Here is a 25,694-nt window from a genome sequence, read left to right on the forward strand (position 1 = left end):
GTTATCGTGGGGTACCGGCCGCGTCCGTGGCAGCCGCACCCGCAAAAGCTTGCCCGTCTGTACAACGATGCCGTGGGGCCTTCCTCTTGGAACGACCGTGGGCTCTCCTCACCTACCGATCGCGCCGGATTTCCCTCGACCGGCACGCCCTCGGACCGGTAGCGCGGATCTCCGCGTCCTAGGGATGGCAGCATCGGCGTCCTGGACCAAATGGACAATCCCAGAGGTGAGTTGGGGGAGGAAGCACACGCCTCAGGGTACTCAGCGCTTCGTCGCGCGAGAGCTCTACCACCACCTCACCAGCGCCTTCAGCGGCGCACGCGCACCATCGACATCTCCAACGGCTTGACGGTCTATCAGCGAGTACGTTCACCCGGCCGAGTCGAGACTCGACCTGCCGGCGCACTCGGTTCAGCGGCGTGTGCGACATTCCGGTAGCCGGTCTGTCCCGGTCCGCGGACCGGGACAGACCGGCTATGCCGTGTGCCGAGTCAGTCGTCCAGTGCTGCCAGGGCGTCGACCTCCACCAGTACTCCTGGCGGAAGCTGCATGTAGACGGTGGTGCGGGCCGGGAACGGCTTACCAACGGCGGCGGTGTACGCCTCGTTCATCTCGGCTAGGTCCAATGCCGTTGTTTTAGGCCTTGGGCGTGGGTTCTTGGGTAGTGGTCCCGGGGGGTGGTTCAGGTGTCTGCGCGTGTGTCTGAGTTATCGGGCCTGGGGCTGTTGACCTGGGTGTATCCGCCGGGGTTGGTGGATCGGGTGGTGGCGGCTTGCGGGTGCGGGGAGCAACGCAGACGGCTGCTTCCCGCGCGGCTGGTGGTGTACTTCGTGCTGGGGCTGGCGTTGTTCTCTCCGGCTCCGTATCTGGAAGTCATGCGGCACCTGGTGGAGGGACTGCGGGGCCAGGGGCTGCTGGGCGACTGGCACGTGCCGGCGAAGTCCTCGCTGTTCCGGGCCCGGCAGCGGCTGGGCTGTGAGCCCCTGCGGGTGCTGTTCGCCACGACCGCCAAGCCGATGGCTACCGAGACGACCCCCGGCGCGTTCTGGCGGGGCTTGCGGCTGCTGGCGGTGGACGGGACCTGCTGGGACGTCGCGGACAGCGAAGCCAACGAGGCCGCCTTCGGGCGTCCGGGCAACGGCCGCGGGCCGGGCAAGAGCGCGTTCCCGCAGGTGCGGATGGCTGCTTTGGTGGAGGTGGGCAGCCATGCGGTGCTGGACGCGGAACTCGCCGGCTGCCGCACCGGGGAAGTCACCCTGGTCGGCCGCCTGCCACGGTCGCTCGGCCCGGGCCAGCTCGTCCTGGCCGACCGTGAGTTCCTCGGTGTCCCGTTGTGGCAGGCCTTCACCGCCACCGGCGCCGATCTGCTGTGGCGAGTGCCCGCCAACCGCGTCCTGCCGGTCATCAAACAGTTCCGGGACGGGTCATGGCTGTCACAGATCCGGGCAAGCTGCGGCCCTGCCCGGTATGAGCCGGTCACCGTCCGGGTTCTGGCCTACCAGCTCAAGGGCCAGGGCGGTGAGGGTGCCGCTGACGGCTACCGGCTGGTCACCACCCTGCTGGATGCCCGACGCCATCCGGCCCGGCAGCTGGCCGCGCTCTACCGCGAACGCTGGGAGGTCGAGTCCGTCTTCGCCGAGATCAAGACCCATCAGCGCGGCGCCCGTGTCGTACTGAGCAGCAAGACCCCTGATGGTGTCCGTCAGCAGATCTGGGCACACCTGCTGGTCCACCACGCCCTGCGCGAGCTCATGCTGAGAACGGCCGCCACCCGTGGTCTGGACCCCGATCGGGTCTCCTTCACCGAGACCCTGCGCTCTGCCCGGCGCAGCGTGACCGTTACACCGGGCAGCTTTTCCCCCTGATCTGCTCGTCAGGGCCTTGGTGATGCTCGAGCAGGACCTTTTGGAACGACTCCTGCCCGCCAGACGCCTGCGCAGCCAGCCCCGAGCCGTGAAACGCAAGATGTCCAGTTACCAGCTCAAACGGGCTGAACACCGTCTCGGGCCGCAACCGACCCGCACCGGCACGCAAGCCATCCTCATCACAAGACCCCAACCCGCAGGCCCGTAATGCAACGGCATTGCGGCTAGGTCGTGTTTTAGAACTGGGGTCCGTGTCTCGCTTCGTGCCGTGATGATCTCTATGTGGGGCGAGGGGATCTTTCCGATGATCAGTGGGCGGTGCTGGGTCCGTTGCTGCCGGTCGCGGTGTTGGGCAGGCCGTCGGTGTGCCGACGGCGGCTGATCGACGGGATGCGATGGCGGGTTCGGACCGGTGCCCCGTGGCGGGATCTGCCGACGGAGTACGGTCCCTGGCAGACGGTTTACGGGCTCTTCCGTCGCTGGCAACGCGATGGTGTCTGGTCGACGGTCCTGACCGGGTTGCAGGCCCGGGCGGACGCAGCAGGGCTGATCACCTGGGACGTGAACGTCGACTCCACGATCTGCCGGGCTCATCAGCACGCTGCCGGTGCTCGGCGCGACGGCCAAGCCCAGAAGGAACCGCCGGGTGGCCGTCAGGACGAACCCGACGATCACAGCCTGGGCCGGTCGCGCGGGGGCTGGACCACGAAGATTCACCTGGCCTGCGAACAAGGACAGAAGCCGTTATCGCTGCTGGTCACAGCGGGGCAGCGGGGAGACAGCCCTCAGTTCACGACCGTACTGGAAGCCATCCGGGTCCCCCGCCTCGGTATGGGCCGGCCACGGGTTCGTCCGGTGCGGGTCCGTGGCGACAAGGCGTACTCATCACGCGCGAACCGTGCCTACCTGCGTCGGCGTGGGATCCGCTGCACGATTCCGGAACCCGCCGACCAGGCTGGCCACCGCAAGCGCCGGGGCACGGTCGGCGGACGGCCTCCGGCTTTCGACCGTGAGGACTACAAGGCCCGGCACGCGGTCGAGTGCGGCATCAACCGGCTGAAGCGGAACCGGGCGGTGGCCACCCGGTTCGACAAGCTCGCGGTCCGCTTCGAGGCGACCGTCCTCATCGCCGCGATCAACGAATGGCTGTGACCTGTGGGGTGAGGTATTTCGATCAAATGAGCGGCTCGGTGGCGGTGTTGGGTCTCGTGGCCTGCTGGGATGCCGCTGGACGATCTGTGGGCAGGTCTGGGAGTGAAATGCCCCCGCCGAGGCCGGCGGGGGTGGGTGATTCACGAGTCGGTGGGCAGGTGTTGGGCGCTCACTGGTGTTGGTGGCCGTAGGTCTTGGCGCGGTTCATCATGTCGCGCAGGTTCGCGGGTGCGTTGTAGCCGAAGGTTTGCTCGAAGGATTGGTAGCCCTCGGTCGAGGACGCGGCGCTGCGGGGCAGCATCTGTTCGGCGAAGGTGTTGAACGCCGTGTCGATGTCGGCTGGTGTGGCGGCGATGGCTTGTGCGAGCTGGGCGCCATCGTAGAGGGCCCAGTTTGCGCCGTCGCCGTCTGGCGGGGTGAGGTGGGCGGCGTCGCCGATGAGCGTGATGCCCGGGACGCGGTCCCAGGTGTGTTCCAGCGGCAGTCCCCAGATCGGGCGTGCGACCGGCGCGGTCTCGCCTCGGGTGACCAGTTCGAGCAGCTCAGGCGCCCAGCCCTGGCCCAGTTGCTCGGCGACGAGCGTCAGCGCGCGCTCGCGGTCGGAGAAGTCGACCGACTGTATCCACTCGAGCGGCTTCTTCAGTACGACGTAGGTGTGGATCACGTCGTTCGCCTCGCGGTGTCCGAAGATTCCCCTGCCCGGCTTCATCGCCAGCATCGCGCCGCTGCCGACCAGTGCGGCGCTCTGCGGGTGGTTCTTTTCGACGTCGTGGAGGAAGGTTTCGACCCACAGGGTTCCCAGGTACTCGGGCATGGCGCCGTTGAGGGAGGCCCGGACCCGCGACCAGGCCCCGTCGGCGCCGATCAGCACCTCGGTTGAGACCGACGAGCCGTTGGCGAAGTTGATCATGTGCGGTCGGTGGCCGTCTCCGGGGGTTACCGAGGCGATCTTGTGGCCCCACTGGATCGTGCCGTGGGGCAGTGACTCGATCAGGATCCTGCGCAGTTCGCCGCGCAGGACTTCGGGGTTGCTCAGTTCCCCGTCGTCGGGGATCTCGCCGACGAGTTCTCCGTCGGGGTTGAGGAATCGCATGGCCTCGGCGCCCATGTTGACGATCGAGTGGAACTCGTCCATGAGCTGGCACTGCTGGAGGGCGATCTGGCCATTGAAGTCGTGGATATCGAGCTGGCCGCCCTGGGTGCGTCCGCTGGGCGATGCCTCCGCCTCGTAGACGGTCGAGGCTATGCCGTGGACGTGCAGGACGCGGGCGAGGGCGAGTCCGGCCAGTCCGGCTCCGGCAATGGTGATCGATCCGTTCACTGTGATGACTCCTTGAGTTCCTTCGATGGGCCTCGGGCGACTGCTGGGCTGGGTGAGTCCGGTGGCCTGGTGGGCCCCGACTCCAGGTCCTTATGTCGCAAAATTATTATGCCGCATAACTATATTAGGTTGCCGTAAGGTACCGGGGGCGTCGAAAGGTAGGTCATGACAGAGGCTGAGCCGGGTGATGAGTACGAGCAGGTGCTGGGCAGTCTCACGGCCTTCACCGCCACGCAGAAGGAACTGGCACGGGCCTTCGCCCGCAGTGCGCGCCTGCACACCACCGACGCTGACGCCATCGTGCTGATCATCGAGGCGGAACAGCGTGGCCGGCCGCTGACGCCAGCACGCCTCGCCGAACGCGTGGGCCTCTCGCCGGGTGCGACCTCGATCCTTCTCGGACGCCTGGAGAAAGCAGGGCATGTCGAGCGCGTTCGGGAGGACTCCGACCGGCGGGTCGTGACCCTGCGCTCGACCACGACGATCAACGCCGCTGCCGACGCCTTCTTCGAACCGCTGCATCTGCAGCTCGGTCAGGCGCTGGGTGAGTTCACCACGGAACAGCTCGCCCTCATCATCCGTGCCGCCGACAATCTCCGCACCACCATGGAGACCTACCTCCGCGACTGCGAATCGACCCCGAACGACTAACCTCTGGGGCCGGCCGGCCGAGCGTAGCGGGGCCAACGGCACGTCCAGCGGACTGCGGGCTATGTGTCTGCGCCCCTAGCCTGCCGTCCTGCCGCGGGTGCCCGGCTGCCCCGCCGCCTGATCACGCGCCTCCGGTTCCGTGCGAGGAGCGCATGCCGCCGGGCGGCTCCGGAAACTGGGAGAAGTACCCGCCCAGCGCGTTGACATGGTGATGCACGATCGGGAAGAGGCGGGCCGCGTCCTGGCCGCGGACCTCGAAGCCCTCGGCGCGGAGCTGGGTTGCGGTTACCTCCATTGGTCATCTGAAAGATCCCCTCGTCCCACACCGAGATCATCACGGCACGAGGCGAGACACGGACCACGGTTCTAAAACACGGCCTAGTACCAATGCCGTTGTTTTAGGCCTTGGGCGTGGGTTCTTGGGTAGTGGTCCCGGGGGGTGGTTCGGGTGTCTGCGCGTGTGTCTGAGTTATCGGGCCTGGGGCTGTTGACCTGGGTGTATCCGCCGGGGTTGGTGGATCGGGTGGTGGCGGCTTGCGGGTGCGGGGAGCAACGCAGACGGCTGCTTCCCGCGCGGCTGGTGGTGTACTTCGTGCTGGGGCTGGCGTTGTTCTCTCCGGCTCCGTATCTGGAAGTGATGCGGCACCTGGTGGAAGGTCTGCGGGGCCAGGGCTTGCTGGGCGACTGGCATGTGCCGGCGAAGTCGTCGCTGTTCCGGGCACGGCAGCGGCTGGGCTGTGAGCCGTTGCGGGTGCTGTTCGCCACGACCGCCAAGCCGATGGCCACCGAGGCGACACCCGGTGCGTTCTGGCGGGGCTTGCGGCTGCCGGCGGTGGACGCAACCTACTGGGACGTCGCGGACAGCGAAGCCAACGAGGCCGCGTTCGGGCGTCCGGGTAACGGCCGCGGGTCGGCAGGAGCGCGTTCCCGCAGGTGCGGATGGCTGCGTTGGTGGAGGTGGGCAGCCATGCGGTGCTGGACGCGGAACTCGCCGGCTGCCGCACCGGCGAAGTCACCCTGGTCGGCCGCCTGCCACGGTCACTCGGCCCGGGCCGGCTCGTCCTGGCCGACCGTGAGTTCCTCGGTGTCCCGTTGTGGCAGGCCTTCACCGCCACCGGCGCCGATCTGCTGTGGCGAGTGCCCGCCAACCGCGTCCTGCCGGTCATCAGACAGTTCCGGGACGGGTCATGGCTGTCACATATCCGGGCGAGCAGCGGCCCTGCCAGGCATGAGCCGGTCACCGTCCGGGTTCTGACCTACCAGCTCAAGGGCCAGGTCGGGAAGGATGCGGCCGGTGGTTATCGCCTGGCCACCACCCTCCTGGACGCCCGACGCCATCCGGCCCGGCAGCTAGCCGCGCTCTACCGCGAACGCTGGGAGATCGAGTCAGTCTTCGCCGAGATCAAAACCCATCAGCGCGGCGCCCGCGTCGTACTCAGCAGCAAGACCCCCGATGGGGTCCGCCAGCAGATCTGGGCACACCTGCTGGTCCACCACGCCCTGCGCGAACTCATGCTGAGAACCGCCGCCACCCGTGGTCTGGACCCCGATCGGGTCTCCTTCACCGAAACCCTGCGCTCCGCCCGGCGCAGCGTGACCGTTACACCGGGCAGCTTTTCCCCCTGACCTCCTGGTCAAGGCCTTGGTGATGCTCGAGCAGGACCTTTTGGAACGACTCCTGCCCGCCAGACGCCTGCGCAGCCAGCCCCGAGCCGTGAAACGCAAGATGTCCAATTACCAGCTCAGGCGAGCTGAACACCGTCTCTGGCCGCAACCGACCCGCACCGGCACGCAAGCCATCCTCATCACAAGACCCCAACCCGCAGACCCATAACGCAACGGCATTGGGCCTAGGTGGGCGGGATCCGTGAGGTAGACACGGAGCATCACGACGTCCTCCAGGTCCGCGTCGGCCGCCTTGAGTACGGCGGAGACGTTACGCAGGGCCTGCGTGGTTTGCTCGGCGACCGTGGTGCCTACGATCTCGCCCGTGTCCGGGGCGAGCGGGAGCTGCCCGGAGACCTGCAGGATGGGGCCCTTGCGGGCGCCCTGGGACAGCGGGGCCACCAGTGCGGGCGCGTTGTCGGTGGTGATGACGGTTCTGGTCATGGTGTGTCCTTGAAGAGGGTGCGGAGTGATGTGTACGGCATGTCAGTTCCAGGCCTGGCGTTCCTGGCCACGGGGGTCGTCGACCTGGGTCCACTGTGCGTCGATGTGCATCGTGGCCCGGCGCTCGCTGTCGTACGGGTCCCAGCCGGGGTTACCGGTCCTGGCGAACCGGACCCACGTCTCGTGCACTCGGGCGGCGAGATTCGCGGGGGGCTTGTCGGGGCCGAGCAGGCCGTTGGGTCCGTGCAGTTGGGGGAGATGCGTGACGCCGAAGACGAAGGGGAGCTCCATCGCGTGGGTGGCGCCGAGTTCTCCCGTCAGGGCATGGGAGCGCCACGCGAACTCGTAGCCGAAGGTCTCGGACTGGGGGTGGGCGGCGTGGGCACTGGCCAGTGCCCAGCTGCCCGCGCCGAACGCGGCGTCGCCCATGATGGCGGACCGCAGCTCACCGAAGGACGCCTTGGGGCGTGCCTTCCGGTACGTCTCGACGAGCCGTGCTGGATTCGGGTGAGAGCGGGCCGCCGCCGCGTGGACGTCGGCCGCGGTCGAGGTGGAGTAGTTGCCCATGGGAGCCAGGTAGAGGTTGGCCTCCTCGGTGTTGATCCCGATGAGCAGGTCGACGTCGGCGCTGAGGCCGGTGGAGACGGATTCGGCGGGCTGCGTGTCGAGGGCCAGGCTGAAGGGGCTGAGTCCGATCAGCGGGTCGCTGTGCGTCTCGGTCCGCAGGTCGATGCCCGCGACCCGGTTGGCGGCCTCGACCAGGCGCTCGTCGGAGACGTCCGCGAAGCCGTCGACATGGGGATCGACGCCCAGCGCCTCGGTCGCGGCCTTGGTGACGCGGGCGGCCTGCTCGATCGTGAACGCCCCCCGGCCGCTGCCGCTCTGGACGATCGCCCGGCGGAAGAGGCCCGTGGCCTCGGGGGTGGCGAGCACGCCGCCGACGATGGTTGCCCCGGCCGACTGGCCGAAGAGTGTGACGTTGCTCGGGTCACCGCCGAAGGCGGCGATGTTCTCCCGCACCCAGCGCAGCGCGGCGACGACGTCGAGCAGGCCGCGGTTGGCGGGCGCTCCGGGGATGTCGAGGAATCCCGGGATGCCGAGCCGGTAGTTCAGGGTGACGAGGATGACGCCGTCGCGGGCGAAGCCGGAGCCGTCGTACAGCGCGGACCGCGTCGATCCGGCGACGAATCCGCCGCCGTGGACGAACACCATGACGGGCAGAGCGCTGTCCATGGCGGCGGGCGTCCAGATGTTGGCGGTGAGGTAGTCCTCCCCCTGGCTCCAACCGGGGCCGAAGTAGGGGGACATGTCCACGGTGCCGAGCTTGCGCTCGGATTGCGGCGCATTGGGTCCCGGCACGGTGGCGTCCCGTACGCCGTCCCAGGACTCATGCGGCTGCGGCGGCGCGAATCGGCCGGCGCCGAGGGGAGGGGCGGCGTAGGGGATGTTCAGGAAGGCGGTGGTGTCGTCCTGTCGTAGGCCGCGGACCGCCCCTTGCGGGGTGGCAACAACGGGGTCGGGGTGGTGGTTCACAGTGGTGCCCTTCTGCGGGCCTCAGCCCTGTTCGGTGTACGCGAAGGGGACCCAGCCCTTGATCGGCATCTCATTGTCTTTGTCTACGGTTGGGTCGTCGACGGCCCGTGGCCCGGGGCATGGCCCCGGGGCCATGGTTGTGGACCGACCAGATGTCAGAGTCGGTCGAGCGAGGCCCACCGCTTGATGCCGAACGAGCCCCCGCTGCGTTCCACTTCCAGCGCGCCGTGTCCCGCGAAGTGAGCAGGCAGGACAAGCGCGTTGGCGTCGGCGGCCCAGCCGAGAATCTCGTGCCGGGTCTTGCGGGAAGCCTGTGCGTCCTCGCAGAAGCAGCTGTTGTGGTCCGGCTGCATGACCTGGAAGGGGGAGTGCATCAGATCGCCGGCGAAGACCGCGCGCTCGGAGCCGGAGTCCAGCATCAGGACACTCGATCCCGGTGTATGGCCGGGTGCGGCCTGTAGACGGAGGTTGGCGTCGATCTGGTGGCTCGACTCCCAGAGCTGGACCTGGCCCGCGGCGTGTACGGGCGCGACGCTGTCCTCGAAGACGTTCTCGTTGACTCCGCCGGCGATCTTGGGGTTGTTGGCCGGGTTCCAGAACTCGAAGTCGGCCTTGGGCATCACGTAGGTGGCGTTGCGGAAGGTCGGAACCCAGGACTGGCCTTCCAGATGGGTGTTCCATCCCACGTGGTCGACGTGCAGGTGGGTGTTGACCACGATGTCGACGTCGTCGGGGTGCACGCCGGCCCGCTGGAGGTTGTCGAGGAAGTCCAGCTCCAGGTGGTCCCAGGCCGGTGTGTGGGGGCGTTCCTTGTGATTGCCGATCCCGGTGTCTATGAGGACGGTCTTGCCCTCGCTGCGCAGCACCCAGGTCTGCACGGCCACCTGACAGATACCGGTCTCGTCGCTGAGGAAGTCCGGGACGAGCACGGACCGGTGTTCGTCCCAGTGCTGCTTCGGCGAGCCGGGGAAGAATGTCCCCGGGTCCATGCCGACCGGTCCGTGCATCTCCTCGACCCGGGTCACCTCGACGTCGCCGAGAGTAATGTCACTCATGATATGTGGTCCTCTATTCGTATCGTCCGGGCGAGTTCCTACCGGTCGCCGTGCAGGCGTGCGCGCAGCAGATTGGGGTCAGTGGCCGTGGTGTAGGCAGCGCTGAGCACGTACACGTCATTGCCGCGCAGGGCGATGGAGGTGGGGTTCTGAAGTCCGTTTGTGGCATCCAGCACGGTGGTGCTGGTGCCGTTGGACCGGATGCGCACGACCGTGTTGGGGGCGTTGAGTGCGGCGAGCACGTCGTCGCCGCGGCCGGTGAACGCGAAATCGTCGATTCCGGCCAGGCCTGATGCCTTGACCTGCGGGGTGCCCGCACGGTTTCCGGAGCGGATCGGAATGCGCAGCAGGGTGCCCCGGTCGAGGTTGGTCACCCACAGTGCGCCGTCGTGTACTTTCGCGCCGTTGGCTCCAAGGAAGCCGGTCGAGGCGAGCTCGGGGGCGGCGGACCAGGCGGTGGGTGTTCCGCCGCCGATGGGAACGGTCCACACAGTGCCGAGCGCCGAGTCGGTGATGTAGAGCTGCCGGCTGTGCTCATCCAGTGCCAGCCCGTTGGGCAGGCCGTTGGCGGGCAGCGCGGCGATGCGCTCCGGGTCCTGCCCGGGGCGTATCCGCCACAGCCCTGTCAGGTCGGCCGTGCCGGTCGCGTAGAGCATGTAAACGGTGCCGTCCGAGGTATGGACGATGCCGGTGGTCAGGGGGAAGCCGAGGACCGGTGTCTTGACTCCGCCGTCGGCGGGTGCGGGCAGCGTCGCCAGGATGCGCGTCGCGCCGCCAGGGCTGACCTGAGCCACCTGGCGGCTGGCGGCGAAGGTGACGTCTGCCGTGCCGTCGGGCAGCAGGGTGACGTTCTCCGGCATCTGGCCTGCTGACAGGTCGAAGTGGGCGGCGACCCGCACATCTGTCAGTGGCCCTGTGGCGGACAGCGTGTTGGCCGGCGTAGCCGCCGTAAGGGTGGCTACAGCCACCGATACGGCCGACATGGCGATCTTGATACTTCGCTTGGACATGGTTCCTCACTGCTTTCGGGCATGCGGTAGCCGCGGTGCGGCGACGTGGTCGAGAGGGGCCTCGGGGGAGGCCGCAGGTCGCGATCTGCCGGAGGTCGCGTGCTGCCGACCGGCGGGCGTGGGCGTGTCCGGCGACCGGGGCAGTCCGGTGGCGGGGCGCCGCGGCGGTCAGGCAGGCCGCGGGCGACCTCGGGCGACGGAGGGGCGCGGGGTCAGATGCGGTTTTCGGCGCCGTGGCGCGGCCGGGTCGCTTCCTCCGATGCGGTGGCGTGGGCAAGCAGGTTCAGGGCTGTCGCGGAGGAGGAGCCGGGGTCGGCTGTGGCCACCACCAGGGCCGGGCCGTTCCCTTGCGGGCTCTGCAGCGTCTGCTGGGTGACCGTCAGGGTCCCGACCAGCGGGTGGCGCATCTCATAGTCGGCGACATCGCAGGCCACGATCCGGTGATCGGCCCACATCGTGGCGAACTCCGGACTACCCATGGTCAGCTCGCCGATCAGTCCGGCCAGCAGTGGATCATCGGGGTATCGGCCAGCCGTCAGACGCAGGTTGCCCACCACGGCCCGGGCCTTCGCGGGCCAGTCTGTGTACAGGTCACGGGTGTGCGCGTCGAGGAACACCAGCCTGGCCATGTTCGGCCGTCGGCCCGGAGTGTCGGGGCTGCCCAGATCGAGATGGCCGGCGAACAGCCCGTGACCTTGACGGTTCCAGGCCAGGACGTCGCTGCGGCGGCCCATGACGATGGCGGGTGTGCCCTCGATGGCTGCCAGCAAAGCGCTGGTTGCTGGGGATATGCGTTCGGCACGCGGCCGACCCGCGGGCCTGCCGCGTCTCGGTGCATTGGCCAGGGCGTGCAGATGGGCACGCTCGGAGTCATCCAGTCGCAGGGCCTTCGCGATGGCGTCGAGCACCTCGCGCGAGGCGTTGTGCGACTGGCCCTGCTCCAGGCGGGTGTAGTAGGGCGCGCTGATTCCCGCGAGCATCGCGAGCTCCTCCCGGCGCAGCCCCGGTACCCGGCGCCGCTCGCCGTAGGTCTGCAGCCCGACGTCTTCCGGCCGCAGCTGGCCGCGGCGTGCCTGAAGGAAGTCGGCGAGGTGCCCGTGGTTATTCATGTATCCGAGTGTGCATCCCGCCGACGATTCGTGCCTGACCCCGCTGGGGTAGTGATCCGCAGGGTCTGGCTCGCTTCTGTCCCGGTCTCCAGGATGGCCGCATTCCTCTTCATCGCCTCCGGGAGAATCCATGAGCATCACCACCCCCGACCCACAGCATCCGCTTGCCGGGCTCGACCTCACTCCCTTCGCCTTCACCCGGCGGTGCTGGGTCGACGGAACGCCGGACTCCGTCTACCGCCTCATCAGCGACGTATCACTGATCGAGACGTGGAGCCCGAGCGCCAGCGAGGTGAGCTACGCGCCGGGCGACGGTCCCTGGGTCGGCGCCCGGTTCAGCGGCCTCAACCGCCGGGACCAGCGCGAATGGGTCACCCACTCCGAGGTGGTGCAGGCCGATCCAGGCCGCGCCTTCGCCTTCGTCGTCGGCGGAGCCGATCACGGCATCGTGCGCTGGAGTTGGCACTTCCGCGAGCAGGGCACCGGCAGCATCGTCGAGCAGTCCTGGCAACTGCTGCGCACCGATCCGGTCCTGGGCGCCACACGCGAGGACGTCATCGCGCTGCGCGACCACATGGCCGACAGCGCGGAGGCCACGTTGGTCGCCCTGGCGGAATGGATCGTCGCCGACCGTGCCCGCTGATCCCACTGCACAAGCTCTACGAGGACGACGGCGCCCCGACCGACATCGAGATCTCCACCGTCCGCCCCCGACAGGTTCTGGTGATCGGTAGCCTCAGCGAGTTCACCGACCGCGGCTCGGCGAACCCGGAGAAGATCACCTCCATGGGGATGCCCGGCGGGCTGGACCGCTCGCCCTACAGCACCTTCACCCGGGCGTTCTCCTCCCAGCGGTCCCCCTCCTCCAGCGCCCAGGTCGCCCGCGAAGCCCTCGCCGGACGCCTGGTACACCTGGTGCGGGACGCCGGAATCACCGGGCGTGAGCTGTCCGCCCGGTGCGGCTGACACCCGGCCAAGGCCTCCCGCGTCCTGCGCGCCAAGGCCGCCCCCTCCGAAACCGACATCCGCGCCTGGTGCGCCGCCTGCTCCGCCCAGGACCAGACCGCGGACCTCATCGCCACCGCCCGCGCCGTGGACTCGATGTACCTGGAATGGCGCCGCCAGCACCGCGACGGGATGCGGGTCCGTTCGATCGAGGTCACAACCCACCCCGGGCCCCAGACGACGGTCAACATCACCACCAACGACACTAAGTCGAATGGGTGACGGGCCGGAGCTCTCAGGGCTTCAAGATCATCCCATGGCCCCTTTTGGGCTCACCTCGGCGATACCCCCTGCCGGTCTTCACGTTGGCGGTCTTCTATCGGCCATCCAAGACCACCGAGTACGTGCACATCGACGCCCTGTTCGGCGAGCCGGGCAAGAACGTCATCGACCTGACCTGATCGAGTCCCAGTTCCGGCACCTGATGCGGGTGGCCGTCTCCGTCCGCGAGGGCGTCAGTGGGTCGGCTTCGGCAACCGCGGTGTCATCGCCGACAACGACCCCGTCGAGCAGGAGAAGGCGATGAAGTTCAACGGCTTGTTGACCAACGCGGTGATCTTCCACAACGCCCTGGACATCGCGGAGATCGTCCGCCAACTGCTGGAGGAGGGATGGGAGATCGACCCGGAGGACCTGGCGCGCATTTCGCCGTACCTGACCGAGCACATCAAACGGTTCGGCGAGTACTCCACCCACGAACTCGGCATCCAGCCCGAGGTATACGACCCCAAGCTCGACGTCGACTTCACCCAGCTCCGAGACCAGGACCTGCGTGCCGAGGGCTTCGGCACAGCAGCCTGATACGCCCGACACCAGCACCGGACGCGTCCAAGGGGGCTGACCTAAGAAGCTGTCTTTCCGGGCTTGAGGGCTGCGTTTTCGCTGGTCGGGCGCGGGGCCGGAGGTTCCGTGGGAGTAGTGGCCCGTCGTGCTGCAGCTCCCGGTGAGGTCGTGGATGCCGTCGGTGGTTGGCCTGCTCGAACAGCGTGAGCTGGGTGCTCGCCGTCGCGTGGACGAACTATGAGAGGAGGCCGGCCGTGTCCAGGCCGAGTCGGCCGTGGCCGAGCAGAGCGGAATCCCAGCGTGGATCTTCCTTGCCGGGTGCGGCGTTATGGCGCCGCGCGAAGCTGTGCGGCCTCCTGGCGCAGCGCCCCCACGGTGGCCGTCACCTCGGGAGAGCGGTCGCGGACCGTGACGGCGACGATGGCTCGGCCGAGCCAGGCGGGGTCGTCGACTTGGACGATGCGGACGCCGGTGGGGACCGCGGCGGCCGCTACTTCGGGGAGTACGGCGATGCCGAGACCGGCGGCGACAAGGCCGAGGCGAGTGGGCCATTCGCGGGCGGCATAGGCGATCCGCGGGTGGTCGAGGGTTGGCCAGGCGCCGAACTGGGGGTCGTCGCGGAGGCCCTTGCCGACGATCCAGGGTTCGTCCCCCAGCTCGGTCACCGGAATGGGTTGGCGGCCGGCGAGCCGGTGGTTCGCGGGGACGGCGAGCAGGAGACGGCCGTCGAGGAGCAAGTCGCGGCGCAGTCCCTCGAAATCGTAGGCGGGCAGGTCCGCTCCCACACCGATCACTGCGACGTCGATGCGGTGAGCGCGGAGTTGGCGAAGCTGCGTGGGCGAGGACGCCTCGCCGAACTCGGCGATCAAACCCGGGTGGTCGTTCCGCAGGCGGGCCATTGCCCTGGGGACGAGCACGGCGGCAGCCGAGGGGAACGCCGCGATGGCGACGCGTCCGGTGAGGTGGTCCTGCAACCCGGCGAGGTCTGTGCTGACGGCGTCGATCTCGTTGAGGGCTGTTGCGGCCCGGCGGGCGAGCATCATGCCCGCGGGAGACGGGGTCACCCCGCGGGCGCCCCGGACGAACAGCGGTACGCCTGCGGCGGCTTCCATCGCCGCCATCTGACGGGACACCGCTGACTGGGTGTATCCGAGTGCGTCGGCCGCGGCGGTGAACGAGCCGGTGTCGATCACGGCCTGGACGACGCGGAGACCGGTGAGGGTGAAGTCGGCCACGCCGTCATCCTGACACATTCTGAAACCGCATGTCTTCTATGCAAGACCTTCGCTGGTGGAATGTCTCGATCAACAGCACGATGGAACAGCAACAGCAAGCAATCCATCCACCTGCAGGGAGCACCAGCCATGGCCAAGACCTGGTTCATCACAGGCAGCTCGAGGGGGTTCGGCCGCGAGTGGGCGGAGGCGGCGCTCGAACGCGGCGATCATGTCGCGGCGACGGCCCGGGACGACAGCCAGTTGACCCCTTTGGTCGAGCGGCACGGAGATGCGGTATTGCCGGTCCGGCTCGACGTTACCGACCGCGCCGCGGTGCATGAGGCGGTGCAGCGTGCCCACGCGCATTTCGGTTCGCTGGACATCGCGATCAACAACGCCGGCTACGGGCATTTCGGCATGGTCGAGGAGGTGAACGAGGACGACCTCCGTGCTCAGATGGAGACCAACTTCTTCGGTGCGGTGTGGGTCACACAGGCCGTGCTGCCTCTCATGCGGTCGCAGCGATCGGGGAGGATCCTGCAAGTGACCAGCGAGGGCGGCGTACGTGCATTCCCCGGCATCGGTGCGTACCACGCCTCCAAATGGGCCCTTGAGGGGTTGTCGGAGTCCCTGGCGCAAGAAGTTGCAGCCTTCGGCATCCACATCACCAACGTCGAGCCCGGCCCCTACGCCACCGACTGGCTGGCCCGCGGGGCACGGCACAGCGAGCTGTACCCGGACTACGCCGAAGTCCGCGCGGCTACTGCACCGGATTTCGAGGTAGGCGACCCGCGCGCGACCCGTGACGCGATTCTTCAGATCGTCGATGCGGACCAGCCCCCGCTGAGGATCTTCCTCGGCAAGTCCTTCACCGATGTCGCTGGTCTCTACGAGGAGCGTCTGAGCACCTGGCGTCAGTGGCAGCCGGTCTCCCTGGCTGCGTTCGGCTAAAGCGGCAACGCTGGGTATCAGTGGTGTGCGAGTCGGGAGCGAAGGCGCCGTCGATTCCGTCAGCGTCCCCCTCGGCCGCTTCGACGAGCGGGGAATGAGGATCTTCTCGTAGGCGGTGACGGCATCGCCGACGGTGGTGTGTCCGGTGAGGGCCTGGGTCAGGCCAGCGCCGTCGCGCATGGCGAGGTTGGCGCCCATGCCCGAGAAGGGGGGTGCCCCTGTCTGTTTCGTCAACCCTGGCGGGGTTGGTTCGTGGCGGTTCATGCCGGTTTTCGGGAACGTCCCGCGAAGCGCGACGTTCTTGGCGGATCGGGTGCGGTTCACGCGCCGGCGGGCCAGGCGGAGGATGGCCTGGGTGTGTGTCTTGCCGCGTGCGCGCTGCCGCGTGGAGTGTACAGTTCTGTTCATGAGTGACACGTTGCCGATTACAGAGGCTCGGGCCCGGTTCGGGTCGCTGGTGCGTCGCGCGTCCCATGCCCGTGAGCGGATCACCATCACCGACCATGGCCAGCCCGCGGCGGTCCTGATCAATCCGCAGGAACTGGCCGACCTCGAGGACGCCCTGGCCCTGGCGCAGTACCGGGCGCGGCAGGCGTCCGGCGAGGCCACGGGTGTGCCGCATGAGCAGGTGCGTGCCCAGCTCGGGCTGGGGCACGCTTCTTGACCTACACGATCATCTGGGACGAGGGCGCGGTGAACGCGGCCGCCCGGTTCCTCAAGGACGACCCAGACGGCCTACGGCAGCTGATGGACGCCGTCGACCTGCTCGCCGACACCCCGCGGCCGGCGGGCACCGCGGAGTATGGCTCCCCGGACCTGCGCCGCATGCACGTCGGCCGTTACCGCGTCCTGTACGAGATCACAGAAACCACTGTGACCATCGTGGTGATCCACATCGGCCGCATCGGCTGAACCAAGCGGGCCCGGCAGCGGACGCGGACTGCGGAGCAGCTGCTGCCAAGCACCCATGGCAAGCCAAACCCCGCCTCCAACGTCGCCGCCAGGCTGTGGTCACCGAGGCCGCCCCTTTGTGCCGGGCCCGTTCCGAGCCGGGGCTTACCTTGTGATCCGTGCGGGCCGGGCGCTCTACAGCAGCCCTCTCAGCGGCAGGATGCGCTCGGTGAGCTGTCCGCGCAGCTTTCCTTCGGCGGTGTTGGTTTCGGCGAGCCAGTCGGCAGTGATCAGCAGTCCGGCGTGCTCGGCGACTTCCTCGGGTGGCAGGGCGGTGAACGCGGCGGCCTGGTCCAGGTTCAGCCCGCCGTCCTCGGAGTGTCCGAGGCGGCCGTCGGGGCGGGCGTGGGCGGCGGTGTACAGGACCAGGAGCCGGGTGGCGGCGCCCAGTTTCTTTTTGCGGAGCTTCCGGTCACCGACGACTTTCTGGGCCCAGCCGGAGATCCTGGCGCGGGTGGTCTTGCCGAAAGTGAACGGGCGGGGCTGGGGGGGCAGCAGGGTGGGGACGGTGACCGCGGTGGGGTCCTCGGAGCGGGAGGCCATCACCTCGGAGACGGTGCCGGGCGGGCACAGCCAGCCGCCGGTGACCAGCCGCTGAAGCACCCGCTCGGCATCGTCCGGAAGCCAGCCGGTCAGGTCCTGGCCGGTGACGTTCCCGGTGCCGGCGCGCGCGGCCCGCAGGGTGAGCCTGAGTACCTTCAGGCGCACCTCGGCCTCCGGGTGTGGGGAGTGGGCGGCGACGTAGTCCAGCACGGCACGGGCGTGCACGGCCTGTGGCCCGGTCAGCAGCCGTTCCACCAGCTGGTTGCCGACCGCCCTGTCGCCGACCGCCAGCTGGTCGTTGCCCGCTGGGTCACCGGCCATCTGGCCGCCACGGTTGGCGTGCATCTCGCGGGTGGTCTGCGCGACCTTCTCGGCACGCTTCGCCTCGTGGCGCAGGGCGCCGTCGCCACTGACGTCGGCCCACCAGGCGAAGGCGCGGGCCTTGCGTTCGTGGAGCCCGGCGAGGAGGGCGAGGTCGGGCTCGGTGCGCTGTAGGTGGCACGGAACGCGTCCCCGAGCTCGATGAACTCCAACCGCAGAGCGCCGGGTTCAAGGTCGTGCGGCACGATCCGCTGCGCGATCTTCCCCCACCGCTTCGCCCTGAAGGGTGTCAATATTCCGATCAGGCTGCTGAGCTGGGCGTTCCCTGTCGATGGTGAGGCAATCGGAGTGGCGTGGTGTGGTACTCGTTGAGCAGTCCACCGAGTACCTGGCGGCGCCTGATTGTGCCAGCAGGTAGGGGGTTGATGTTCGGGTCGTCGTCCGGGGCTCGTAGGTCCAGGCTGCGGTGGGGCCGTCCCGCGTTGTAGTGCTCGGCATACGTGGTGAGGACGGTGCGCAGGTGTCGTTCGCCGGTGATGAGGAGGCGGTCGGTGCACTCGGTGCGGGCTGTGCGTATCCATCGTTCGGCGAACGCGTTTGACCGGGGGCTCTGAGGCGGTGCTGGGATGGCGGCTGTGCCGTTGCCGGCGAAGACGGTGTCGAAGGCGGCGGTGAACTTGCTGTCCCGGTCTCGGATGAGGAATCGGAAGCACCCGGCCCTGTCGCCGAGGTCCATGAGCAGGTTGCGGGCGAGTTGGGTGACCCATGCGCCGGTAGGGCGTGCGCTGACGCCCAGGACATGGACGCGCCGGGTGGCGATCTCCATGACGAAGAAGACGTAGAGACGCCTGAGGAAGACCGTCTCCACGTGCATGAAGTCGCAGGCAAGCAGCGTGTGGGCCTGGGTGTGGAGGAAGGAGCGCCAGGTTTGCTGGGAGGCTCGCTGCGGTGCGGGCGGTAGACCAGAACGGCGCAGGACGCGCCGGACCGTAGCTGCGGCAATCCGATGCCCGAGCCGGCGCAGCTCGCCTTGGATCCTGACGTACCCCCAGGTCGGGTTCTCTCTTGCCAGGCGTTGGATGAGCGCAACTGTCTCTTCCGGCAATGGTGGGCGACCGGGTCCGACCGCCGTCTGGCGCCACTTCCAGCGCACCAGACGCCGGTGCCAGGCCAGCAGCGTGCCTGGAGTGACCAGCCGATGGCGGCGTAATGCGGGTGGCAGGTGCCGTGCGAGAGCGGAGAGCACGGCACGATCAGCCCATGAGGGCCGCGGGCGCTCGATCTGCCGGCGCAGCACAGCGACCTCATGGCGGAGAGCGAGGATCTCGGCGTTGTTCGCGGGGGCGGACCGGCCCAGTAAGAGGAGGCAGCCAAGCAGTCGGCAGAAGATCAGGTAGAGCAGTCGCATACCCACGATCACCGATCATGCCCATACTTGGACGATCGCAAAGCCCCAGGTCAACCACCGTACGCCAATAAAGACACCCTTCACCCGTGGACCGCGCGCAGGACCGCCACGGTGGTGGCCCGGCCCAACGGGGCACCGAACCAGTGTTGGGGAGCCCCCGTTGTCATGGAAATTGCTCCGACCTCTTGACGCCGCACCCACCGAGTGTCAGCATCTTAACGCATCCGAAATATTAAAGCAATCTTCATTATTAATGAACTCCCGGATCTCGGTCCGGAACTCGCAGGCCGGCGCCGGTGCGCGGCGCGTCGACTCCGCTGAGGAAGACGGCAGACCTCATGACCCAACCCCGTGCCGCGTCGTCCTGGCTGGCGGACGCAGTGCTGTACCAGGCGTATCCGGCGACGTTCGCCGACGGCGTCGGCGTCGGCGTCGGCGTCGGCGTCGGCGTCGGCGTTGGTGTTGGTGACCTGGCCGGGGTCATCGAGCACCTGGACTGCCCGGCCTGGTTGAACGTGGACACGGTGTGGCTGAGCTCGTTCTTCGCCTCGGAGTTCGGCGACGGCGGGTACGACGTGGTCGATCACCCTGCGCGTTGCCCCGCGGTACGGCTCGAACGAGGACATGGCGGTGTTGGTCGACGTGGCGCGCCGCCGCGGTATCCGCGTCATCCTCGACCCGGTGCCGGGGCACACTTCGCACCGGCACCCATGGTTCCAGGAGTCGGCGAACACGCCGGGCGACGACCGTTACATGCGCGAGTGGATCCCCAACCAAGGCCCGCGGGGCGGCTTCTACCGGGCCAACTTCTTCCCGATCCAGCCCGCCCTGAATTTTGGACATGTCGTGAAGGGCCCCACCGGAGGTGCAGTCAAGAAATGACCATCGTGCGCCAGACGTTCGCCAACCTCCGCGAGCACCCCGGTCGTCCTCTCGGCGGCCCGCTCCGCCTTGCCGTGGCCGGTGCCGGGGCGCGCGGCACCGGATACGCGGCTCTGGCCGCGGCGGGGGAGACACCCGTCGCGTTCACCGCCGTCGCCGAGCCGCGCGATGCTCGCCGAGCGGCCTTCGCCGAGCAGTACGGGGTGCCGCTCGACCACCGGTACGCCGACTGGCGCGAGTTGGCCGAAGCGCCCCGCCTTGCGGACGCCGTACTCATTACGCTGCAGGACGCCCAACACATCGGGGCGGTGGAGGCGTTCGCCGCACGCGGCTACGACATCCTGCTGGAAAAGCCGATGGCGACCGGCATGGAGGAGTGCGACCGCATCACTGAGGCGGCCACGTCGGCGGGGGTGTCGCTGACCGTCTGTCACGTCATGCGTTACTCGCCCTATACACGCCGTCTCAAAGAGCTCCTCGACAGCGGCCGCATCGGCGACCTGGTCAGCGTCCAACACCTGGAGCCCATCGGCTATTGGCACTTCGCCCACTCGTATGTACGTGGGAATTGGCGCCGCGAAGACTTGTCGTCCTTCTTGCTTCTCACTAAGTCGTGCCACGACATCGACTGGCTCGGCCACCTCGTCGGGCAGCCCGTGGCCGCGGTGTCTTCCTTCGGTTCCCTCAGCCATTTCCGTGCCGAGAACGCCCCGGCCGGGGCGAGCGGGCGCTGCGTCAGCTGCGCCGTCGAGCCCGACTGTCCGTACTCGGCCGGCAAGCTCTACCCGGTCGGTCTGCGCGAGGGCGGCGTGAAGCGCTACTTCACCCGGATCGTCGCCGACGAGATGACCGCGGAGGCGGTGGAGACGGCTCTGGCCGAGGGCCCGTACGGGCGCTGTGTTTACGCCTGCGACAACGACATTGTCGACCACCAAGTCGTCAACCTCCAGTACGAGGGCGGCGTCACCGCCTCCTTCACCCTCACCGCCTTCACTCCGCAGGAGAACCGCCACACCAAGCTCTTCGGCACTCACGGCCAGATCACCGGCGACGGCCGGACGATCGAGATCTACGACTTCCGCACTGATGAGCGCACCGTCATCGACACCGACAACGGCGGCGCCTCGGCCGCCGAAGGCCACGGCGGCGGAGATGCCGGCCTGATCGAGGCATTCGTCCGCGCTCACCATGAGGGCCGCCCGGACCTGCTGCTCACCGGCCCGGAGGCCAGTCGCGACAGTCATCGCGTCGTCTTCTCGGCCGAGAGGTCCCGCCGCACCGGCCAGGTCGTCCGACTCTGATCTGCCACGGATTCCGTCCGGCCGGTGGAGGGACCGCCTCCGGCCTACGGCGTCCACGCGCATTGCCGCACCTGAAATAACGCCTCAACCCCGAGGCGCCCAAGAGCCGGGCCGCCCACCGCACTGGGCGGTCGCGCATGCACACCACATGAAGGAGTGGAGCACGTGCATACGCGTATGGCCGTGACCTTCAACCCGTTACCCCACCTGGGAAGGGATCAGTGATGTTCCGTACCAAACGCCCGGGGCCGCTGATCGCGATCGCCGCGATCGGCGCGCTGGCGGCCGCCGGGCTGCCGTCGGCCACCCGACCCGACCTCGCCGCGGTCACCGTCGCCTCCTCGGCCGACCGCGACTCGGACTGGGCCGCGATCCAGGGATTCCTGCCGGGCCTCAACCCCACCTGGAGCACTCCGCCGACGAGATCGGTCACCGACATGGAGCCCGACGGGCCGTTGCTGGGCAACGGTGACCTTACTGTCTCCAGCGGCGGCGACACGCACACCCAAACCCTCTATCTGTCGAAGAACGACTTCTGGACCAGCACCACTGGTCCCGACGGCGTCCACCCGATCACCCTGGGCAGCATCACGTTCCGCAGACCAGCGTCCGGCTCGGACAGCGGCACGACCTACAACCAGACCCAAGATCTGCTCAATGCGGAGGTTCGGTCAGATCTGACGATCAACGGGGCCCCGATCCACACCCGGAGCTATACCTCTGACACGCACGGGGACATGCTGGTCACTGAGATCTCCACGACCGGTTCCAGTCCGGTGGTGCTGGACATGGATGTGTCGGCGAAGTCTGACAACGCCACCTTCCCGGCTTCTTCGGGGGTCAGCGGATCGACGTTGTGGGCGTCACGGTCCACGGACTCCTCCAAGGGAACCCAGTGGGTTTCCCGGGCGGCGGTCGCCACACGGGTGCTGGGCGCGGATCCGGCGGTGAGCACGAATTCCTCGGGTACCTCGACGGCGGAGTTCACCGTCCACCCGGGGCAGCCGGTGACGGTGGTGTCGGGTGTGCGGGGCGGGAAGAACGCCACCACTCAAGTCGCCGACGCGCAGCGTGCCGTCCGGGACATGAACACCACTGCGGTGGCGTCCATGTCAGCTGCCCACCGTGCGTGGTGGAAGGCGTACTGGCTCAAGTCCTATGTGCGGCTCTATGACGACACCATCGAGAAGTACTACTACGGCTCGCAGTACCTGATGGGCAGCTCGGCTAGGGCCGGTTCGGAGGCCCCCAACATGTGGGGCTGGGTCACGACCGACGACCCGATGTGGCGAGGAGCAATTTTCCTCAACTACAACGCAGAATCCGCCTACTACGGGGTGTTCTCCAGCAATCGCCCGGAGACCGCCGATCCGTACATCAAGGCGATCACCGACTACCAGGGCCAGGGCGCGGCAAACATCCAGAACCTCGCGTCGATCCCGGCCGACGGGCAGTACATCTCGACGCAATTCAAGGCCGCCGTCCCGCCGTCCACCCGCGGGTATCTGTATCCGCTGGGGATCGGGCCCTGGGGCTCAACCGCATATAAGGGCTTCTGGAACCAGCCGGGCGAAGCTAGCTATGCCGCGGTCCCGCTGATCTACCGGTACGAGTACTCGCCGGACAAAACATACTTGAGCCAGAAGCTATACCCTCTCGTCAACAAGCTGGCCCAGTTCTGGCAGGACTACCTCGGCGCCAAGCAAGCCGACGGGAAGTATCACCTGATGGGCGCCGCTTACGAGGGGGACTGGAAGCACGACGACTCGCTCGATCTCGCAGAGGTCGGCTTGATCCTGAAGGCTGCGCTGAAGTACAGCGAAGTCCTCGACGTCGACGCGTCGAAGCGCCCGGCGTGGCAGGACATCATCGACCACCTACCCCCGTACGCCACCGACACCTACAACGGGAAGACCGTCTACACCAGTGACTACGACACCTCGTTCACGTCGCTCTTGGGGCGGACCATTTGCAACCTGGAGTGGATCCACCCGTTCGATCAGTTGAACCTCGATTCGCCGGCCGCGCAGCGGCAGGCCGCGATCGACACCCTGGACGCCATGAACTCCTGGGGTGAAGACAACAACTTCGCCAAGAGCTTCGGGATCGCCGCCCGTGTCGGCTATCCGGCCTCACCCCTGCTGGCGCAGCTCAAGAGCCGCATCAACGCGGAAATTCAGACCAACCAAACCGGCAGTGTCCAGGTTGGTGGCCTGGAGTCGATCAGCGCTATCGACGCGATCAACTCGATGATGCTGCAATCGGACAACGGCACGATCCGCTTGTTCCCGGACTACCCGTCAGGCCGACGTGGGCACTTCAGCAACCTGCGTGCTCAGGGCGGGTACCTGGTCAGCGCGGACTATGACGGCACCACCGTCTCCAACGTGTCAGTGGTCGCGGACAACCAGGGTGGTGTCGCGACCGTACTCAATCCCTGGCCTGGCCAGTCTCTCAAGGTCACCGACGCCAGGGGCAACATCGTGGCCACCACGCAGAACGGCGACCGCTACACCTTCACCAGCCGCGCGGGCGGGCGGTACACGCTTGCACCGCAGGGCGGGGGTACGGACGTCGCGCACCGGCACGGTTGACCGGACCAAACCCATCCTCTGGGCCTGCAATGGCGGCGTCTATCAGCAGCGGCGCCCACTGTCCTGATCCGGAACCCCCCGTCGCCTTCTAGGAGGACGGACACGAAACCCATACGACGCCTAGCGCGGCCTGCCACGGCCTTGGCACCCGGGGAGTGCCGCGCCGGCGTTGAGGTTCAGAACGGCACGCCTCCGAAGTGCTCACGGACCTGATGTCCCTTCGCGTGCCCCCACCCGACCAGCACACCCCCACGATCCAGGAGCTGCACGATGTCACCTACGCCTATGAGTCGACGCTCCCTCATGAAGGCTGCTGCGCTAGCCGGAGGCGCCGTGGCCTTCGGGCTCCCACAGGTCCCGTCGCCTGCCACCGCCGAGGCATACCCCGTCCCGCAGAAGATGGACTGGTGGTATCAGGCCCGGTTCGGGATGTTCATCCACTTCGGGTCCTACTCCTACCTCGGCCGCGGAGAACAGCTGTTCAACGCCGAGAACTGGTCCAAGGCCGACTACCAGACCCAGGTGTCCGCGCACTTCAACCCCACGGCGTTCAACGCGGCCGAAATTGCCCAACTGGCAGCGGACGCCGGCATGAGATACCTCGTGATCACCGCCAAGCATCACGAGGGCTTCGCCATGTGGGACTCCCATGTCCCCAGCTTCACCGACACCACCGGCACCAAGCGCTACAACCTGCACGACTACGCAGGTTTCCAGGGCGACCTGCTGGCAGCGCTCAAGCGTGAGTGCGAGGCGCGCGGCGTCAAGTTCGGGGTCTACTACTCGATCATGGACTGGAACCACCCCTCCCAGACCAACCGAGGGGGGCCCACCACGATGGCCTCGATGGCGGCCCGTACCAGCTACATCGCGGACATGAAAGCCCAGCTGCAGGAGTTGCTGGACCGCTATGACCCGGCGATCCTCTGGTTCGACGGCGACATGCCCAACGACGTTGCCAGCCCCACCCTGGAGGACTGGTGGAACCGATCGGACGGCCTCGAACTCTACAACTGGTTGATCGCCCGTAAGCCCAACCTCGTCATCAATGAACGCGTCAAGCACAACTGCGGGCTGGGCGACTACACAGTCGCGGAGTCCAGTCTCCCCAGCACGCAGCCGGATCGACTGTGGGAGACATGCGACACCATGAACGGCGCCTGGGGCTATAACTCGGGCGCCGAGAACTCCTACCGTTCCACCAGCGACTTCGTCAAAGAGCTCGCCACATGTGTGTCCCGGGACGGCAACTTCCTGCTGAACATCGGCCCCAAGGGCGACGGCTCGGTCACCGCCGGATCCATGACCATTCTGCGCGGCCTCGCCTCCTGGATGCCGACGTACGGCAAGAGCATCCACGGCGCGACGGCAAGTCCCTTCGCTATCGATCCGGCCTGGGGCAGGGTCACCAAGAAGGACGGCAAGCTGTTCGCCCACGTCTTCGACTGGCCCGGCAACGGCGTGCTCAAGATTCCGGCGATCACCAACAGGATCGGCCGCGTCTACCTGATGAACAACCCCACGACCTCACTCACCTACTCCGTCAGCGGCGGCCAGATCAACGTCACCGTCCCGGCCACCGCCCCGGACGCCAATGACTCCGTGGTCTGCGTCGAGGTCAGCGGCGTCCCCACGCCGGCCGGGGTCACGGTGTTCCAGGACGTGGGCTACTCCGGAGCGAGCGCCATCCTGTCGCCGGGCAGCTACACCTCCTCACAGCTGTCGGCTGCCGGGGTGAAGCCCTCGGTCATCTCCTCGATGAAGGTGCCACAGGGCTACTCGCTGACGGGCTACTCCGGCGACAACTCCACCGGCACGGCCTGGACGTTCACCGCGGACAATCCTGACCTGCGGGTGACCGGCAACAACGACGCCATTGTCTCGCTGAAGGTCGCGTCAACGTCCGGTTGATCAACGTCACGGGAAGGTGCTG

The 25,694-nt window shown here is 67.8% G+C and carries 22 protein-coding genes and 5 pseudogenes; 16 read left to right on the plus strand and 11 right to left on the minus strand.

What is annotated here, in order from left to right:
* Positions 1-491: 491 nt before the first annotated feature.
* Positions 492-626 (minus strand): RidA family protein, encoded by a 135-nt coding sequence (locus KHP12_RS40310; RefSeq protein ID WP_246643253.1) that lies wholly within the window; start codon positions 624-626, stop codon positions 492-494.
* Between the two features lie 72 nt (positions 627-698).
* On the opposite strand from KHP12_RS40310, the gene KHP12_RS40315 reads away from it, so the two are divergent.
* Both KHP12_RS40315 and KHP12_RS40320 read left to right on the plus strand, forming a co-directional pair.
* Positions 699-1,865, plus strand: a complete 1,167-nt coding sequence (locus KHP12_RS40315; RefSeq protein ID WP_244202714.1) for an IS4 family transposase — start codon at positions 699-701, stop codon at positions 1,863-1,865.
* 282 nt (positions 1,866-2,147) lie between these two features.
* The gene (locus KHP12_RS40320; protein WP_086881217.1) at positions 2,148-3,017 is read left to right on the plus strand and encodes an IS5 family transposase; all 870 of its coding nucleotides are present in this window, start codon (positions 2,148-2,150) and stop codon (positions 3,015-3,017) included.
* A 169-nt stretch (positions 3,018-3,186) separates the two neighbouring features.
* Here the strand turns inward: KHP12_RS40320 and KHP12_RS40325 are convergent, their stop codons facing one another.
* The gene (locus KHP12_RS40325) at positions 3,187-4,338 is read right to left on the minus strand and encodes an FAD-dependent oxidoreductase (RefSeq protein WP_211834281.1); all 1,152 of its coding nucleotides are present in this window, start codon (positions 4,336-4,338) and stop codon (positions 3,187-3,189) included.
* A gap of 165 nt (positions 4,339-4,503) precedes the next feature.
* On the opposite strand from KHP12_RS40325, the gene KHP12_RS40330 reads away from it, so the two are divergent.
* On the plus strand, positions 4,504-4,989 hold the full coding sequence (locus tag KHP12_RS40330) for a MarR family winged helix-turn-helix transcriptional regulator (RefSeq protein WP_167442448.1): 486 nt from the start codon (positions 4,504-4,506) through the stop codon (positions 4,987-4,989).
* Between the two features lie 121 nt (positions 4,990-5,110).
* Here KHP12_RS40330 and KHP12_RS40335 read toward each other — a convergent pair whose 3' ends face one another.
* A complete protein-coding gene (locus KHP12_RS40335) occupies positions 5,111-5,284 on the minus strand; it encodes a transposase (RefSeq protein WP_167442449.1) in 174 nt (57 codons plus the stop codon).
* A 231-nt stretch (positions 5,285-5,515) separates the two neighbouring features.
* Here KHP12_RS40335 and KHP12_RS51710 point away from each other — a divergent pair.
* Positions 5,516-5,692: pseudogene (locus KHP12_RS51710) on the plus strand (transposase domain-containing protein); the annotation flags it as partial.
* 236 nt (positions 5,693-5,928) lie between these two features.
* Positions 5,929-6,615: an IS4 family transposase gene (locus KHP12_RS51715; RefSeq protein WP_246648832.1), complete on the plus strand. Its 687-nt coding sequence runs from the start codon at positions 5,929-5,931 to the stop codon at positions 6,613-6,615.
* Positions 6,616-6,723: 108 nt separating this feature from the next.
* Here KHP12_RS51715 and KHP12_RS40345 read toward each other — a convergent pair whose 3' ends face one another.
* From KHP12_RS40345 to KHP12_RS40365, 5 genes are all read right to left on the minus strand, one after another.
* Positions 6,724-7,098 (minus strand): Rid family hydrolase, encoded by a 375-nt coding sequence (locus KHP12_RS40345; protein ID WP_086881224.1) that lies wholly within the window; start codon positions 7,096-7,098, stop codon positions 6,724-6,726.
* A 42-nt stretch (positions 7,099-7,140) separates the two neighbouring features.
* Positions 7,141-8,631 (minus strand): carboxylesterase/lipase family protein, encoded by a 1,491-nt coding sequence (locus KHP12_RS40350; protein WP_211834282.1) that lies wholly within the window; start codon positions 8,629-8,631, stop codon positions 7,141-7,143.
* A gap of 155 nt (positions 8,632-8,786) precedes the next feature.
* Positions 8,787-9,686 carry an MBL fold metallo-hydrolase gene (locus tag KHP12_RS40355; RefSeq protein ID WP_086881225.1) on the minus strand — a complete coding sequence of 300 codons (900 nt, stop codon included), beginning with the start codon at positions 9,684-9,686 and terminating at the stop codon, positions 8,787-8,789.
* A gap of 38 nt (positions 9,687-9,724) precedes the next feature.
* A complete protein-coding gene (locus KHP12_RS40360) occupies positions 9,725-10,696 on the minus strand; it encodes a hypothetical protein (protein WP_211834283.1) in 972 nt (323 codons plus the stop codon).
* 212 nt (positions 10,697-10,908) lie between these two features.
* Positions 10,909-11,805, minus strand: coding sequence for a helix-turn-helix domain-containing protein (locus tag KHP12_RS40365; RefSeq protein WP_086881227.1), 897 nt, complete (start codon positions 11,803-11,805; stop codon positions 10,909-10,911).
* Positions 11,806-11,935: 130 nt separating this feature from the next.
* Here KHP12_RS40365 and KHP12_RS40370 point away from each other — a divergent pair, with 130 nt between their 5' ends.
* The 3 genes and pseudogenes from KHP12_RS40370 to KHP12_RS40380 form a co-directional block, all read left to right on the plus strand.
* On the plus strand, positions 11,936-12,448 hold the full coding sequence (locus KHP12_RS40370; RefSeq protein ID WP_086881228.1) for an SRPBCC family protein: 513 nt from the start codon (positions 11,936-11,938) through the stop codon (positions 12,446-12,448).
* Between the two features lie 260 nt (positions 12,449-12,708).
* Positions 12,709-12,948, plus strand: a pseudogene (locus tag KHP12_RS40375) (helix-turn-helix domain-containing protein); the annotation flags it as partial.
* Positions 12,949-13,275: 327 nt separating this feature from the next.
* Positions 13,276-13,611 (plus strand): annotated as a pseudogene (locus tag KHP12_RS40380) (Tn3 family transposase); the annotation flags it as partial.
* Between the two features lie 308 nt (positions 13,612-13,919).
* Here KHP12_RS40380 and KHP12_RS40385 read toward each other — a convergent pair.
* The gene (locus tag KHP12_RS40385; protein WP_211834284.1) at positions 13,920-14,828 is read right to left on the minus strand and encodes a LysR family transcriptional regulator; all 909 of its coding nucleotides are present in this window, start codon (positions 14,826-14,828) and stop codon (positions 13,920-13,922) included.
* A gap of 129 nt (positions 14,829-14,957) precedes the next feature.
* On the opposite strand from KHP12_RS40385, the gene KHP12_RS40390 reads away from it, so the two are divergent.
* The 3 genes from KHP12_RS40390 (at position 14,958) to KHP12_RS40400 (ending at position 16,673) form a co-directional block, all read left to right on the plus strand.
* The gene (locus tag KHP12_RS40390; RefSeq protein ID WP_211834285.1) at positions 14,958-15,761 is read left to right on the plus strand and encodes an SDR family NAD(P)-dependent oxidoreductase; all 804 of its coding nucleotides are present in this window, start codon (positions 14,958-14,960) and stop codon (positions 15,759-15,761) included.
* 406 nt (positions 15,762-16,167) lie between these two features.
* A complete protein-coding gene (locus KHP12_RS40395; protein ID WP_014043545.1) occupies positions 16,168-16,425 on the plus strand; it encodes a type II toxin-antitoxin system Phd/YefM family antitoxin in 258 nt (85 codons plus the stop codon).
* A complete protein-coding gene (locus KHP12_RS40400) occupies positions 16,422-16,673 on the plus strand; it encodes a type II toxin-antitoxin system RelE family toxin (protein ID WP_086881232.1) in 252 nt (83 codons plus the stop codon). Before KHP12_RS40395 ends, KHP12_RS40400 begins: the two co-directional genes overlap by 4 nt.
* A gap of 174 nt (positions 16,674-16,847) precedes the next feature.
* Here the strand turns inward: KHP12_RS40400 and KHP12_RS40405 are convergent, their stop codons facing one another.
* Positions 16,848-17,600, minus strand: coding sequence for a hypothetical protein (locus KHP12_RS40405; protein ID WP_211834286.1), 753 nt, complete (start codon positions 17,598-17,600; stop codon positions 16,848-16,850).
* A 277-nt stretch (positions 17,601-17,877) separates the two neighbouring features.
* The gene (locus tag KHP12_RS40410; RefSeq protein WP_086881243.1) at positions 17,878-18,990 is read right to left on the minus strand and encodes an integrase core domain-containing protein; all 1,113 of its coding nucleotides are present in this window, start codon (positions 18,988-18,990) and stop codon (positions 17,878-17,880) included.
* Positions 18,991-19,322: 332 nt separating this feature from the next.
* On the opposite strand from KHP12_RS40410, the pseudogene KHP12_RS52575 reads away from it, so the two are divergent.
* The 5 genes and pseudogenes from KHP12_RS52575 to KHP12_RS40430 all read left to right on the plus strand — a co-directional run.
* Positions 19,323-19,511 (plus strand): annotated as a pseudogene (locus KHP12_RS52575) (hypothetical protein); the annotation flags it as partial.
* A 103-nt stretch (positions 19,512-19,614) separates the two neighbouring features.
* On the plus strand, positions 19,615-19,866 hold the full coding sequence (locus KHP12_RS40415) for an alpha-amylase family glycosyl hydrolase (RefSeq protein WP_276328625.1): 252 nt from the start codon (positions 19,615-19,617) through the stop codon (positions 19,864-19,866).
* Positions 19,863-21,167, plus strand: coding sequence for a Gfo/Idh/MocA family protein (locus tag KHP12_RS40420; protein ID WP_086881233.1), 1,305 nt, complete (start codon positions 19,863-19,865; stop codon positions 21,165-21,167). Before KHP12_RS40415 ends, KHP12_RS40420 begins: the two co-directional genes overlap by 4 nt.
* A gap of 224 nt (positions 21,168-21,391) precedes the next feature.
* The gene (locus KHP12_RS40425; protein WP_086881234.1) at positions 21,392-23,761 is read left to right on the plus strand and encodes a glycosyl hydrolase family 95 catalytic domain-containing protein; all 2,370 of its coding nucleotides are present in this window, start codon (positions 21,392-21,394) and stop codon (positions 23,759-23,761) included.
* Positions 23,762-24,031: 270 nt separating this feature from the next.
* Positions 24,032-25,654, plus strand: a pseudogene (locus KHP12_RS40430) (alpha-L-fucosidase); the annotation flags it as partial.
* Between the last annotated feature and the right edge of the window lie 40 nt (positions 25,655-25,694).

It is taken from the genome of Streptomyces asiaticus (assembly GCF_018138715.1).
Lineage (GTDB): Bacteria > Actinomycetota > Actinomycetes > Streptomycetales > Streptomycetaceae > Streptomyces > Streptomyces asiaticus.